This window comes from Streptomyces sp. PTY087I2 (assembly GCF_001687325.1).
Taxonomy (GTDB): Bacteria; Actinomycetota; Actinomycetes; order Streptomycetales; family Streptomycetaceae; genus Streptomyces.
Window position 1 is genome coordinate 1 of sequence record NZ_LZRD01000035.1, and the last position, 14,235, is coordinate 14,235.

Consider the following 14,235-nt stretch of genomic DNA (forward strand, 5'->3'; position numbering starts at 1 on the left):
GGGCTCCCGGGCCAGGGGCCTCCCCGGCGGCCGGGCGGCCCGTGTGGCCTCGGCCGGGCGGGCCACGGGCCCCCGGGCCAAGCGCCTCCCCGGCGGGACCAGGGGCCTCCCAGGCCAGGGGCCTCGCGCCCGTGCGGCCTCGGCCCGGCTGGGCCAAAGGCCTCCGGCTCAGCGGCCAAGCCCCTCCCCGCCGGCCGGATCTGCTCCATCCGGCGGGCAGGGGGACGCCCCGTGCGGGGGCGGTCCGGGGGGCGCGCGTGCCGTGGGCGGCGGGTGGGTCGTCGTTCTCCCTATCTTCGTACCGTGAGCCTCCCCCGCCTCTCCTCCCTCGCCCTCGCGCCCCTGGTCGTCGCCGCCCTGATCGCCCCGCTGCCGCCCGTCGCCGTGGCCGCCGGGCCCGAACCCGTACCGGCTCCCGGCCAGGGCCGGCCGGCCGACGCCCCCGGGCCCCGCCCCGGCGGCCGGCCGCCCGCCTGCGGGGACGCCTCCGACCCCGCCTGGGCGCCGGGCTCCACCCGGTACGGGGAGGCCGAGGGCTACGCCCCGTACGTCGGCAACGGGTATCTCGGCCATCGCGTCCCGGCCACCGGGGCCGGATACACGGCCACCGGCGAGAAGACCGGCTGGCCGCTCTACACCCCCCGCTACGGCGGCGCGTTCGTCTCCGGGCTGTACGCGGCGGACCAGGCCGTCGCCGAGGGGCGGGAAGTGGTCGCCGCACTGCCCAGCTGGACCGGCATCGACCTCCGCGTCGGCGGGGAGACGCTGGGCGACGCCACCCCGGCGGGCCGGATCTCGCGCTACCGGCAGACCGTCTTCCTCTCCTGCGGCCTCGTGCGCACCTCGCTGCGGTGGACGACCGCGGACGGCCGCGCGACCGACCTCACCTACGACGTCCTGGCCGACCGCTCCGACGTCCACACCGGTGCCGTACGCCTGCGGATGACCCCACGCTGGAGCGGCGCCGCAGCCGTCACCGGCCGGCTCGACGAGCGCGGCGCGCGCCGGATCACGCTGCGCGAGAACGGCACGTTCCGCACGCTCGGCACGAACGTCGAGGGAGCGGTCGCGCAGGCGATGCGACGCGGCTCGGGCGTGGTCGAGACCCTGCGCGCCGGTACGTCCCCCCGCGCGACCCCGGTCCGCGCGGGCCGGACGTACACCTTCGAGAAGTACGTCGGCGTCGACACCGCCCTCACCTCCGCCGCCCCCGCCGAGGACGCCCGCGAGGCGGCTCACCGGGCGGCGCGGCGCGGCTGGGACCGGATGTTCGCGGCGAACGAGGCGGCCTGGCGCGAGGCCTGGTCCGCCGATGTCCTGGTCCCGGGCGACCGCGAGTTGCAGGGCCGGCTGCGCTCCGCCCAGTACGGGCTGCTGGCGAGCACCCGGCGCGGCTCCTCGGACAGCATCGCCCCGGCCGGTCTGACCAGCGACAACTACGCGGGCCTGGTGTTCTGGGACGCCGAGACATGGATGTTCCCGGGGCTGCTCGCCACCCGCCCGGAGCTGGCACGCTCGGTCGTCGAGTACCGCTACCGCACCCGCGGCGCGGCGCGTGCGAACGCCGAGAAGCTGGGCCACGACGGCCTGTTCTACCCCTGGACGAGTGCGAGCCGGGGCCGGCTGGACGCCGAGTGCCACAGCGTGGACCCGCCGCACTGCCTGACCCAGAATCACCTCCAGGGCGATGTGTCGCTGGCCGTCTGGCAGTACTACCTCGCCACCGGCGACCGCGACTGGCTGGCGGCACACGGCTGGCCGCTCCTGAAGGGCATCGCCGACTTCTGGCAGTCACGCGCCACGGCGAACCCGGACGGCAGCTACTCCATCAACGACGTGGCGGGGCCCGACGAGTACAGCAACGGCGTCGACGACGGCGTGTTCACCAACGCCGTCGCCGCCACCGCCCTGCGCAACGCGACCCGCGCCGCCCGCCTCCTCGGCCACAATCCGCCCGCCGGCTGGAACCGGGTCGCGGACCGGCTCCGTATCCCGTACGACGCGGAGAAGAAGGTCTTCCTCCAGTACGCGGGTTACAACGGCTCCACGATCAAGCAGGCGGACACGGTCCTGCTGACCTACCCCCTGGAGTGGCCGATGGAGCCGGGCGCGGCGGCGGCCACCCTGGACTACTACGCGGCCCGCACGGACCCGGACGGCCCGGCGATGACGGACTCGGTGCACGCGATCGACGCGGCGGCGATCGGGGAGCCGGGCTGCTCGGCGTACACGTATCTCCAGCGTGCGGTACGGCCCTTCATGCGCGGCCCGTACGGCCTGTTCTCCGAGGCGCGCGGCGACAAGGCGGGCTCGGAGGATCCGCTGTCCGGCTTCCCCGCCGACGACTTCCTGACCGGCAAGGGCGGCTTCCTCCAGGTGTTCACGCACGGCCTGACGGGGCTCCGGCTCCGCGAGGACGGCGTACGCCTGGACCCGACGCTGCCGCCCCAGTTGCACGAGGGCGTCACGCTGAAGGGCCTGCGGTTCCGGGACGCGGCGTACGACGTCGAGATCGGGCCCCGGAACACCACGGTCCGGCTGACCTCGGGCACCTCGTTCACGGTCCACACGGACGAGGGCCCGCGCCGCCTCGCCACCACGCTGACCCTGCCCACCCGCCGCCCGGACCTGATCCCGACGGCCGACGCGGCGCGCTGCCGCCCGGTGACGGCGACCTCGGAGGCCCCGGGCCTGTACGCGGAGGCGGCGGTGGACGGGAGCCCGGCGACGTCCTGGTCCCCCGACGGCGCGGCGGGCTCCCTGACGGTGGACCTGGGCCCGCGCCCGCTGCGGGTCACGGCGGTGACGCCGCGCTGGAGCGACGTACCGCCCGCTTCCCACACGCTGGAAACCTCCCTCGACGGCCGCTTCTGGCGTCCCTTCCTGGCGGGTGACACGGCCAGGAAGGTCCGGGTCACGGTCCGCTCGGAGGATCCGGCGAAGCCGGCGGGGGTGGCGGAGCTGCGGGTGACGGCGGAGGACCGGTAGGGGCCGTCCCAGCGCTTACGGGTACGGGCAGGGGCCGCCTCAACTCTTCGGGCAGGGCGGCACCTTGCCGCTGCGCCGGTCGCGGGCGTACTCCGCACCGGTCTGCTCGTACCAGCCGTGCGACGGAGGCGGACCCGAGGGCAGGCAGTCGAAGGACGGGAAGTAGACCTTCCGGTAGGCGGACGCGTCGGTCATGCGCGCGGTCAGCTCGAACGGCTTGCCCCCGGGGCCGCTGATCGTCATCTCGGCGGTGCCGCCGCCGACTTCGTAGTGCACCCGGTACCGCCAGCGGCAGTGGCCCGTCGAGGCCGTCGCGTGAATGATGAACGCCTCGGTCTCGTTCTGGTTCAACGTGATGTGCTTGGCGTCGGGGCCGGTGAAGAACGGCTTGGCGTCCTTGGCTTCCTTGCCGGAGATCTTGAGGCGCGGGCGCGGGGCGTCCACCTCCAGCTCCAGGGGGATGACGTCCAGGACCCCCTGGGAGGGGAAGTGCGCCAGACTGCCGCCGAGCGGCTTCCCGCACTTCCCTCCTTCCAGTACGGGCACGATGTCGGTGATACGGACCTGCTGGGAGGCCCTGCCCTGCACGGTGATCATCCACTCCGCGTTCCCGGCGTCGACGGCCTTCCGGCCCTCCCGCCAGGATCCGCCCGACGAGATCTCTTCGATGATCTTCCGGTCCGCGTCGCTCCCGGCACCCCCCGCGTCGCGCACCACGTAGTACCCGATGTCCTTGACGTCCTTGACCTCGACCACGTCGATGGCGTTCTGCGGTGAGAACCGGTCCGGCACCCGGTCCAGCGGCAGGATCGTCTTCACCGACGCGGCCAAGACGTCCTGGAACGTCACGGTCACCACGGCCAGCAGGATGCCCAGCAGCCAGGCGGTCGGGCTCTTCGCGAACCGCAGCCGCCCCGTCGTCCCCTCGCCTTCCTCCGCGTCGGGGCGCGGCGGACGCTGCCCGCTCCCCCGGCGTACGCTCGCCCGGGTGAGCGCGCCCGTCCTGCGGGTCCCCCGTCGGTTAGTCGCCATGGTTCGACCGCTCCTCGCGCTCAGGGACCGCCTGGTCCTCGTACTCCGGGACCGCCCGGCCCTCGTGCCCATCGGCGCGCGGGGCGACGGGGACCGCCGCGCGCCGCGTCATCAGCAGAACCACGCCCAGGAGCGCGAGCCCCGTGGCCCACCCCCAGGCCGCCCCGAACCGGACGGCGTCGCCGAGGGCCACCCCCAGGTGGTCGGCCGCCGCACCGCTTACGCCGCGCGGGGCGAACCACCGCATCAGCCGGCCGTCGACGAACGCGGCGACGACGGCCGCGAGGACCGTGGCGTACCAGCCCTTCATCGCCAGGTCGGCGAGGGCCGCCGGGCGCCACCGCCGTACCTCCGCCGCACGCCGCGCCAGGGAGCGGAGCGCCACGGCCAGCACCAGGAGGAAAACGGCGCAGACCGCCAGGGTCGCGAGCCAGCCGCCGGGCAGCTCGGTCCTGAGCGGGCGCAGGCGCAGCGCGGGATAGAGGACGCCGCTCCACTCCTCGACCGTGACCGGCGGCCGGTAGGGCTCCCAGAGATCCGGATCGAAGGTGACGGCGGCGTCCGGAGACCCCGGGGCTCCCTGGGACATATACCTGACCCGGATATGGCGAAGGACCGGTCCGCCGGCCACGGCCAGCAGCACGGCGGGGATGAGCCCGGCGCTGAGGAGGTGGCGCCGCGCCCGGCCGGAGACCGGCGACGGACCGGGCTTCTCAGGACCGTCGTGGCCGTCGGCGTCCTCCGTGGTCCTGAGGTGGATCCGCAGGGGCTGCCAGTCGCGGTACCGCCACACCAGGAGCCAGAGGACGACCGGCAGCCACAGGGTGAGCAGCGCGAACTCGGCCGCCGCGCCCGGCACTTCGCCCATCTGGGCCCGCACGATCCAGGCATGGTAGGTGGGCATGGCGGTGTCGGCGTCCGGGTCCAGGGCGGGGCCGGTCAGCATCGCCACCCCGGCGGCGAGCAACGCGGCTCCGCCCAGGGCGAGGACGGTCCTGAACCTCGGCCTGATTCCGTTGTTCGCGCGGAGTACGCCGTAGCTGAGGAGACCGCTCAGCAGCAGGAAGACGACCTGCGGCAGCCATCCCTGTACGTGGTGCAGGTCGCGCACCGCGAAGCCTTCGAGGGAGAGGCCCAGCAGCCGGACCTCGCCCACGGTCGCCTCGGGCCGCACGAGGTCGGAGACCTGCCGCTTCATCGGGTCGAGGAAGAACAGGACGGTCGCCTGGCTCCACACCCCGTAGGCGGCCAGCAGCATGGACAGGCGGCGATTCACCGTCGTATTCCCCCGAGTCGCCTGTGCCGTACGTGAGTTGTGCAGCAATTCTGCCGTACGGACGCAACCGCACCAAGGCCTTTGCGTCCACCGAGGCCTTTACGTCCACCAAGACCTTGACATCCGGGAAGCCTCGGTGCCGGTGCCTACCGCCGCCCCGGCAGCCGGGTCTCGCCCGCGGCCTCCGCCTCGGCCTTCGCGTCGCTCACCGCCGCGGCCGCCTGCTTCGCGGCCTCGTCGGCGGCGGCGACGGCGTCCAGCGCGAGGGTCGAGTTGGGCTCGATCTCCGGCGCGCCGACGTTGTCCTTGTCGCTGTCGGCGACATCGGCGGCCGCGTCCGCGTCCGCGTCCGCGTCCGCGCGCTCGGCGGACGCCGGCAGCCCCGTACCGGCCGACTGGTCGCCGAACGCGGTGGTGACGGTGCGGATCGCCTCGGTCAGCTCGCCCGGGATCACCCAGAAGGTGTTGTTGTCGCTCTGCGCCAGATGCGGGAGCGTCTCCAGGTACTTGTACGCCAGGACCTTCGCGTCGGCGTTGTTGCGGTGGACGGCCTGGAAGACGAGTTCCACGGCCTTCGACTCGCCGTCCGCCCGCAGGATCATCGCCTGCTGCGTGCCCTGGGCCTCCAGGATGTCCTTCTGCTTCGTACCCTCCGCCGTGAGGATCTTGGCCTGCCGCTCACCCTCGGCGTGCAGGATGGCCGCGCGCTTGTCCCGCTCGGCGCGCATCTGCTTCTCCATCGCCTCCTTGATGGTGTTGGGCGGGTCGATGGCCTTGATCTCGACGCGGTTGACCCGGATGCCCCACTTCCCGGTGGCGTCGTCGAGGACGGCGCGGAGCCGGGCGTTGATCTCCTCGCGCGAGGTGAGCGTCGCCTCCAGGTCCATGGAGCCGATGACGTTCCGCAGGGTGGTCACGGTGAGCTGGTCGATGGCCTGGAGATAGTCGGCGACCTCGTAGGCCGCGGCCCGCGGGTCGGTGATCTGGTAGTAGAGCACGGTGTCGATGTTGACCACGAGGTTGTCCTCGGTGATCACCGGTTTGGGGTCGGACGAATACACCTGCTCACGCACGTCGAGCTTGGTGTTGACCCGGTCCGCCACCGGGAGGACGAAGTTCAGGCCGGGCTGGAGCGTTCTGCGGTACCGGCCGAACCGCTCGATGTTGTAGCGGCGCGCCTGCGGAACGATCCGCACGGTGGCCGCCACGAGGAACACCACGACGAGCGCCGCCACGAGAATCGGGATGACCACCGGATCCATACTTCCTCCAACGCTGCTTCGCTACGTGTTCGGCCGGTCACACGGTCACGCGGTCACGGAAGGAGCTCGCGGGGGTACACGACGGCTGTGGCGCCCTCGATCTCCATGACGTCCACCAGCGCTCCCACCGGGATCACATGGCTTTCGTCGAGGGCCCGGGCGGTCCACTCCTCGCCGGAGAGCTTGATCAGGCCATGGGTCGCGGTGACCTCCTGCACGACCTCCGCGCGCTTGCCGATCAGCGCGTCGCTGCCCTCATGGGTCAGGGGCGCCTGCGACATGTGACGCAGCGCGACGGGACGGACGAGGGCGAGACCGGCCGCGGCCGCCAGTCCGAGCGCCACGAGCTGACCGAGCACGCCGACGCCCACACCGGCCACGACGGCAGCGACCAGGGCCGCGCCGGCCAGCAGCCCGAAGACCAGCGTCAGCGTGAAGAACTCCGCAGCGCCGAGCGCCGCGGCGGCGAGCAACCATGCGAACCACGGCATCGAATCAGCCTCCCCAAGGGGACCTACTCAGGATGTACCCCTTCGGGCCCCGGACGGAACCGCCCGGACTGTCCGATCTACGATCGGGACGCGTGAACCGGGCCCGGACGCACCGGCCCGAAGCACGCCGGAACATCGGGGGAACGGGACGGAATGCGGTGGATACGGGGGCGGCGCGCATGGATTCCGTACGCGCTGGCGGGCGGTGTGCTCGCGCTGGTCGTGGCCGGCACGCTGGGGTGGTTCCGGGCCGACCGGGCCCAGCAGCGCGCCGACAGTCTGCGCCAGCTGGACCGGGCGTGCGCGGGGCTGCTGCCGGGTGAGCGGCTGCGCGGCTTCGTACCGGAGAACGGTGCCGGGGTGCTGGAGGAGTACGGCACGATGCTGCACCCCGGCCAGGAGAGCCGGGCCCTGCTGAACTGCACGCTTTCCTGGGATCCGGGACGCCGGGAACCGGCCCACCAGGTCCGGATCCGGGCGGAGGCGCGGATCGCGGCGCAGGTCGAGGAGGACGAGGCGGCCGAGAAGAAAATCCCGCGCGTCTCCGACTTCCCGCTGCCGCTCCCCCCGGGTGTGACCGGCAGTACGGGTGCGGACGACCGGGTCCGGGGCAGTGAGGTGAGCGCCTCGCTGCGGGTGGAGTGCCCCGGTGGGCTGCGCGGCCGGAAGGCGCCGTCCCGGACGCTCCGGGTCTCGGTGGAGCTGCCGTCGAAGGCGGACAGCGAGTACGACGTGCCCGCCGCCGATCATCTGCTGGCCGCCCGTACGGCGGTGGCCACCGCCAACTGGGTCACCGAGCGCCAGAAGTGCGGCAAGCCGATCCGTACCGACGCCTCGCCGCGCCCGGCCGCGGGCCCCACGCCGACGGAGCTCTGCGCGTGGCTCGACCCGGAGGAGCTGGAGTTCGCCCAGGACACCTGGGAGTTCGCCGGGGACGGGGCGTACAACCGGCGCGCCGGGTTCTGCTCGGGCCGCGTCACCGGATACGGCGCTCCGCCCGGCCTGCCCGTGGTGGGGGTGACGGCGGAGAGCTGGTCGGGCGAGTTCGCCCGGGGCGCGTACGAACGGTATACCGACGTCGGAACCGCACCCGGGCAGCGCGCACCGTCGCCCGCCCGGCGGGACGGCAGCGTGGTGATCAAGGCCTCGGCGTTCCACTCCCCGAGGCTGGCGCTGTGGGCGAAGTCGGAGTGCGACGGCGGTACGGCGTACCACCGGGTCGAGGTCACCCCGGCGCTCGATTCCGGAAACCGGAACGACGACGAGGAAGAGGACGCGGAAGAGAAGGAAATCGTCGTCGAAGGCGCCGACCTCAAACGGCTGTCGGCCGACGCGCGCGCCACGCTCGACCGCTACCTCGCGGCGACGGACAGCTGGCCGGGGCGGGCGAACTGCCGCGCCGCCACGATCCTGGGTGAGGTGGAGGAATGGCCCCGATGAAGCGGTGGGCGGCGCGGGCCGGTGCGGGAGCGGGTGCGCTGGTGGTGCTCGCGGGCGGTGCCTTCTGGTTCGGCGGCGGCTACGACCGCTGGTCGAGCGACCGGGCGCTCACGTCCGCGTGCGACGGCGTGCTCCCCGCCGACGGGATACGGGCCGCCCTGGGCGAACACCGCCTGAAGTCCTTCGACGACCGGAGCGAGGGGGGCCTCGACGACCCCACGACCTCGCTGCGCGTGACGTGCGGCATCAGCCGGAAGCACGCCGAGAACACCGGCAAGGACGTCGGCAAGGGTTCGGTGACCGTCACCGTCAACGGCGTACCGACGCTCGACCAGGAGGACCGCCGGTACGAGAGCCTCTATCCGGGCATACGGCTCGCCTCCCTGCCGCCCGCTCCTCTCGGCCAGGGGTGGTCCGGCGTGTTCGCCACGGCCGATTCCCCTACGGATGCCAAGGCCACCACCGCCGTCCTGCTGGACTGCGCACCGGGCCGCGGCGACCTGCTGGTCACCGTCACGGTGGAGGTGGACAAGAACCTCGGCGACATGCCGCTCGACAACCCCGAGCGCCGTACCGCGTTCGCCCGCGTCGCCACCGACACGGCCGCCAACGCCTCCCGCCGGTACGGCTGCGACGCCGAACTCGGCGAGCCGCTGAAGACCGCGCCGCTCCCGGTGAACGAGGACGAGTACGTGGCCCCGGCGGACGCCGAGGGGACCTGCGCCGGGATCGCCGCCCGGGGAAAGACCGTGGCCCGGGCCTGGGAGAGCGAGCGCGGCACGGCCCCGTACGAGACCTGCGTCCTGGGCAACAGCCGAGGGGACACGATCCACGTGGTCACCGCGCACTACGGCCCGTACGCGGAGGGCGCGTTCCACGACTACGTCGAGCGGGCCGGGGAACCCGATCCGACCGAGTCCGGGCAGCGGTCGGGAGTCCTGCGGAACGGCGGCTACTGGACCATGGCCGACTGCCCCGGCGGCGCGGAACCCGCGTTCTTCTCGCTCACCGCGCCCCGCGACGACGGCACGAGGACGGAGGCCGACCGGACGTACGCGCTCGCGACGTTGAAGGCGTTCGCGGAACGCTCGGCCAGGACGCACGGCTGCGCCGCGCCGACGGCACCCTCGGCCCCTGACGACTCCGACTCCGCCCCCAAGAAGGAAACGCCATGACCGGACGCCGAAGGGCTGGGACGGCGGGTCTGGCACGCCGGCCCTGGCGCTCACCGCGGGCGGTCTGATCCGGGGCTTCGGCCCCTGGGGCGAGGAATCGGACCCGGCCGACACCTGCCGGGGTTCCCTGGCGGCCGAGGAGGCCGGGGAGTTCTTCGGCGGCGCGGCACGGGTGTCCGGTGGGGTGAGGGGGCCCTACATCGTCAGGGACACCGCCGTGGTGCCGAGCCGGGGCACCGGGACCGGCAGGGAGCCGTCCGCCTCGGTGCGCAGGGTGGCGCCCGCCGTGCCGAGGTAGTCAGCGCATGCCGCAGCCGTGACGGCGAACCCGGGGGTGAGGCGGCAGATGACGGGTTCCTCCGCGAAGGACTGCATGCGTACGAGCAGACGCCCCGGTTCCGGCACGGTCAGCCCCACGACCCGTACGCGAGGGTCGTCGAGTGTCAGCAGCGCGTAGGTGCTGCCGGGGTCGGCTTCGGGCGTCCGGCCCGCACGTACCGGTACCAGGGGCCGGCTGCCGACGGCGGCCGTCCGCATGCCGAGTACCGCACCGCCGGGGGCCGGCTCGTCCTGCCAGCCGACGCTGTAGCGAAAGACGTGGTCGAACGCTTGCTCCGAAGGGAAGTTGGTGTCCCAGATGTTGTTGTGGACCCACGAGAACACCGTTCCCGGCTCCTCCTGGGCCAGTGACTGCGGATACGGCGCATAGGGGATGGCGACCCCGCCCACCTGGATCAGCGGTGCGTCCTGGGTGGCGAGCGCCGCGCTGATGCCGTTCTCCTGGAGGCTGACCCAGCGGCGTATCGCCCGCATGTGCTGGGCGGAGCCGGGCACCGTGGGCAGTCCCGTTCCCGTGGCTCCGCCGGTCGCCTCCATCCGTACGACCGGGGAGTCCATCGCGAACGGGAAGGCGAAGAACGCGCTCTCCTTGGTCAGGGTCGCGGTCTTGTCGATGCGGTTCTCCAGGTCGATCCGCGCGCTCGCACGCGGCAGATGGACCGTGACCCGCAGCCGTCGGGCGCCGGGCGGGGCGCATGCGTAGACCAGGGTCTCGCCCGTGGCGTCCGAGGTCCGTTCCACGAGGGCCGCCGGAGGAGCCGTCCGCCGTGTCGCCAGGAGGTGCATCGAGTCGTCCGCGGTGGTCTTGCTCGACTGGTGGTTGAACCCGCCGGCCGTGGCGTACTCGTCGTACAGATAGCCGTTGAAGCCGACCGTGGCGTCCTGGCGGACCAGCTCGTTGCCCGTCCTCTTGTCCACGATCGAATCGATGCACGCGGACGCCAGGTCGACGTGGACGCGCAGGAATTCGTTCTCCAGGACCGTGGACGCGTGGGCCCGGGCCCCGTCCTGCGCCGACGACTCGGCCGAGGAGGCGGAGGCGGGTTCGATGTCCACCCGTACCGCCCCGTGCGCCGGTACGCCGGCCAGCCGGAACAGCAGGAAACGGCCCGCGGCGCGGTGGAGTTCGTTGCTCTGTGCCTCCTCCGTCACCTCCAGTGGGGTGCCGTCGCGGGAGTCGACGACCCGCACCGGGTCGGTGAGGGGCACTGTGCTCTCCGGGAGGAAGAGCCGGACCGTCTCCGACCGCTCCCAGCTGCATGTGTTGACGACGTAGTACCCGGCGAGTGTCCCCTCTCGCGGAGAAAGCCGCTCCCCCAGTGCGGCGCTCGCGGCGTCGAGCAGGGTGCGTGCCCCGTCGTGGGCGCGCAGGGCCTGGGCGTACTTCCAGTGCCACTGCCGCTCCCCCGAGGCATGGCCGTGGTCGCCGTGCGTCCAGGGGTCGCCGGCGCCCCAGGTGTGCTCGTTGAACAGAGAGGCCGCGCGGTACACCTCGGGTGCCGCTTCCGTGATGCGCGCGCCTTCGGACGCCCCCAGCGTCTGCGCGTATCCCGCGAGGGTCTGTGCGTCGGCGAGTGCCGCCTGCCCGTCGCGGGTGGCGGCCAGCGGTACGGCGCCCGCGCCGACGCCGTCGACCCACCAGTCCGTCCAGTCGCCCTCGAACGTCTCGATCCGGTCGCCGAGCCGCTGTTCGGCGTCGGTGAAGAAGTCCTCGTTGCGCGAGGTGCGCAGGACGGGGAAGGCCCACTCCTCGTTCCACCGCCGCACGGTGTCCGCGATGACGCGGCGCGGCGGTCCGTTGTCGGCGAACTTGCCCAGGACGCGCAGGTGCAGGATGTCCCACGGGTACGGATCGCCCTTGAACTCCTCGTCCAGGACAGGGAATCCGGGGATGCCGCGGCCCTCGTGCGGGTACTGGTGGTTCGCCAGCGCGGTGAGGTAGTTCGGCAGCAGGTCGTCGACGCGGTCGAAGGATTCGTCGAAGCCGAGGATCGACCCCTCCATGTAGGCGAGGCCGTGCGGGGTGTCGGTGCGCCATACGAGCACCTCGCGCCCGCTCGGCGACCGCCAGCGGAAGAGGCGTGGCAGGTCCTGGCCGCCGGTGTGGTGCGGTACCGCGCGTCCCGCCCAGTTGTGGGCGACCGACAGATAGCGGATCCCGCTGTCCGCCAGGACGTCGGGGAGACCGACGACCTGGCCGGGGACGTCAGTCTGCATGGCCGTGGTGATGTCGATGCCGCGCTGGTCCCGCAGTTCGCGTACGGGGCGCAGCAGTTCGTGCAGCTCGTCGGTGGAGCAGGTCTCGGTGTGCAGGTTGAAGGGCATCGCCGCCAGTTCGATACGTCCTTCCCGTACCCGGTCCAGGAATTCCGCGACCTGCCGGGCCGGCCGGTTCTGCGACCAGTTCTCGTAGCTGAAGAATCCCTCGACCGCCCAGCGGAACTTCGACGCGTCGGGCCAGTCGTCCGTGGTGCGGCAGAGCTCGAGCAGGGAGTCGAGGTACGTGCGCCCTTCGGCGAGCACGGTGCTCTGGGGGTCGGTGTAACCGATGTCCAGGTGGGCGTGCTGGACGAGGTGCAGCGTCCAGTGGCGCTGCGGGGTCAGCAGTACTTCGACGTTTTCCCCGTCGGCCAGCTCCGGCAGCTCGACGAGCACCGGCGTGGGCGACTCCACTTCCGGGAGCAGGAGCCGGAGGTCGCTGCCCGGCCCGGGCAGGACATCGCAGCGCAAGGCGGTTCCGTTCACTGTGGTGACGCGAGCGCGGGTGAGCGGCCGGCCCGCCGTCACACGGACGGACTGGAGCAGTCCCCCTGCGCCGTCGTGGCGCAGGAGCGGTTCGCAGGCGAGCCGGATCCGGTGTCCGCCGAGGACTCCCTCGGCGGACACCGCGCGGTCCCGCAGAATGTCGCGGGCCATGTTCGAGTCCCACCAGGAGGGACGGACGAGTTCGGGGCGGGGCATGGGAGAGGTCTCCACTCGTGTGGGGTGCCGGGGGCGTGCTGGCCGGACAGGGGAAGCGGGGTCAGGAGCGGTCGGTGGCGAGGCCTGCGAAGATCTGGATCATGGCGGACTGGTGGAGGGTCTCGGCCTGCGCGTCCGGGGCGTGGTCTCCGCCGCCGGAGGGCTGGAAGCGGAACAGGCCGTCGGACGGCGTCCGGTTGTCCTTCCAGGTCTGCTCGGCGTAGGCGGCGGCGGTCTCCCGGTACGCGCGGTCGGGCCGCACTTCGTTCAGGATGCGGAGGTTGTCGAAGTAGAAGGCGTTGAAGATGGCCGGCTGTTCGTGCAGCCGGTCGCCCTGCTTCCAGTACGCGAGTGAGCCGGTGGCGTCCTCGACGGCGCGGTCCAGGTAACTCCGGTCCCCGGTCGCACGGTAGAGGGTGGTCGCCGTGCCGATCATCGCGCCGGAGTTGTACGTCCACAGGGTGTCGTTGACGGTGCCGTCGTCGTCCCGGCTGTTGTCGTACAGGCCGGGAGAGCGACGCAGGCAGGACCAGTTCCACTCGTACCACTTCTTCGCGCTCGCGAGGTAGCGGTCGTCCCCCTCGATGGCGTAGAGCTCCGCCGCCAGCTGGGCGGACAGACCCGTCACATTGGCGGCGCGCATGTAGTTGTCCGGGGAGTCGACCCAGTGCAGGCCCCCGGGGCACGGCTTGGCGGGGTCGTCGTCCCAGCCGCGGCCGACGACGCCGAAGGTCTCTGCCGCCCGTTCCAGGTAGAGGCTCTCCCCGGTCGCCCGATACTGGTCGAGGAAGGTCAGCCCGACGACAGCGTTGTCGTCGTAGAAGACGTCGCCGCCCTGGCCGAGCGGTGCGGGCAGGTAGGAGTCGTATCCGGGCCTGCCGTCGCGTGGGTTGAAGTACAGCCGCAGGGTCGTGAAGCGTTCGGCGGCATCATGGTCGTAGCGCTCGCCGACGCCCGGCAGTTCGGCCATGTCGACGGTGGCGGCGGCCGCCTCGCGCAGGGGCCAGAGGTACGAGTGAGGGTTCTCCTCCTCCGTACGCGGCGTCTTCTCCAGGTACAGGCCGTGCTCCTGCGGGCCCTGGTAGAGGTGCTGCTGTAGGGAGTCGTAGCTGACCTCGGCGCGGTGGGCCCAGGTGGAGGGTGTCGTCTGCCGGTCGTGGCCGGCCGCGGCGGCGGGGCTCGCCCACAGCGCTCCGGAGAGAACGGCGAGGGCCAGTGCGGTGCGTGCGGATGTCTTCACCAGGGTCTGCCTTTCGGGAAGGTGGATCGGT

General features: G+C 72.6%; 9 protein-coding genes. 3 read left to right on the forward strand and 6 right to left on the reverse strand.

Annotated features, from left to right (window positions below):
• The first annotated feature begins 303 nt into the window (after nucleotides 1–303).
• Nucleotides 304–2,988, forward strand: a complete 2,685-nt coding sequence (locus A3Q37_RS30345) for a glycosyl hydrolase family 65 protein (protein WP_065489458.1) — start codon at nucleotides 304–306, stop codon at nucleotides 2,986–2,988.
• A 39-nt stretch (nucleotides 2,989–3,027) separates the two neighbouring features.
• Here A3Q37_RS30345 and A3Q37_RS30350 read toward each other — a convergent pair whose 3' ends face one another.
• From A3Q37_RS30350 to A3Q37_RS30365, 4 genes are all read right to left on the reverse strand, one after another.
• Nucleotides 3,028–4,020: a hypothetical protein gene (locus A3Q37_RS30350; RefSeq protein WP_065489460.1), complete on the reverse strand. Its 993-nt coding sequence runs from the start codon at nucleotides 4,018–4,020 to the stop codon at nucleotides 3,028–3,030.
• Nucleotides 4,010–5,296 (reverse strand): hypothetical protein, encoded by a 1,287-nt coding sequence (locus tag A3Q37_RS38260; RefSeq protein ID WP_065489463.1) that lies wholly within the window; start codon nucleotides 5,294–5,296, stop codon nucleotides 4,010–4,012. The genes A3Q37_RS30350 and A3Q37_RS38260 overlap by 11 nt, the downstream gene beginning before the upstream one ends.
• 146 nt (nucleotides 5,297–5,442) lie before the next feature.
• A complete protein-coding gene (locus A3Q37_RS30360; RefSeq protein ID WP_065489465.1) occupies nucleotides 5,443–6,558 on the reverse strand; it encodes an SPFH domain-containing protein in 1,116 nt (371 codons plus the stop codon).
• Between the two features lie 53 nt (nucleotides 6,559–6,611).
• Nucleotides 6,612–7,049: an NfeD family protein gene (locus A3Q37_RS30365; protein WP_065489467.1), complete on the reverse strand. Its 438-nt coding sequence runs from the start codon at nucleotides 7,047–7,049 to the stop codon at nucleotides 6,612–6,614.
• 153 nt (nucleotides 7,050–7,202) lie between these two features.
• Here A3Q37_RS30365 and A3Q37_RS30370 point away from each other — a divergent pair, with 153 nt between their 5' ends.
• Nucleotides 7,203–8,489, forward strand: coding sequence for a hypothetical protein (locus A3Q37_RS30370; protein WP_065489469.1), 1,287 nt, complete (start codon nucleotides 7,203–7,205; stop codon nucleotides 8,487–8,489).
• Nucleotides 8,477–9,664, forward strand: coding sequence for a hypothetical protein (locus A3Q37_RS30375; RefSeq protein WP_065489470.1), 1,188 nt, complete (start codon nucleotides 8,477–8,479; stop codon nucleotides 9,662–9,664). Before A3Q37_RS30370 ends, A3Q37_RS30375 begins: the two co-directional genes overlap by 13 nt.
• A 195-nt stretch (nucleotides 9,665–9,859) precedes the next feature.
• On the opposite strand, the gene A3Q37_RS30380 is transcribed toward A3Q37_RS30375, so the two are convergent.
• Together A3Q37_RS30380 and A3Q37_RS30385 are read right to left on the reverse strand one after the other, a co-directional pair.
• Nucleotides 9,860–12,964 (reverse strand): glycoside hydrolase family 38 C-terminal domain-containing protein, encoded by a 3,105-nt coding sequence (locus A3Q37_RS30380; protein ID WP_065489471.1) that lies wholly within the window; start codon nucleotides 12,962–12,964, stop codon nucleotides 9,860–9,862.
• Nucleotides 12,965–13,025: 61 nt separating this feature from the next.
• Nucleotides 13,026–14,204 (reverse strand): glycoside hydrolase family 76 protein, encoded by a 1,179-nt coding sequence (locus A3Q37_RS30385; protein ID WP_255311990.1) that lies wholly within the window; start codon nucleotides 14,202–14,204, stop codon nucleotides 13,026–13,028.
• Between the last annotated feature and the right edge of the window lie 31 nt (nucleotides 14,205–14,235).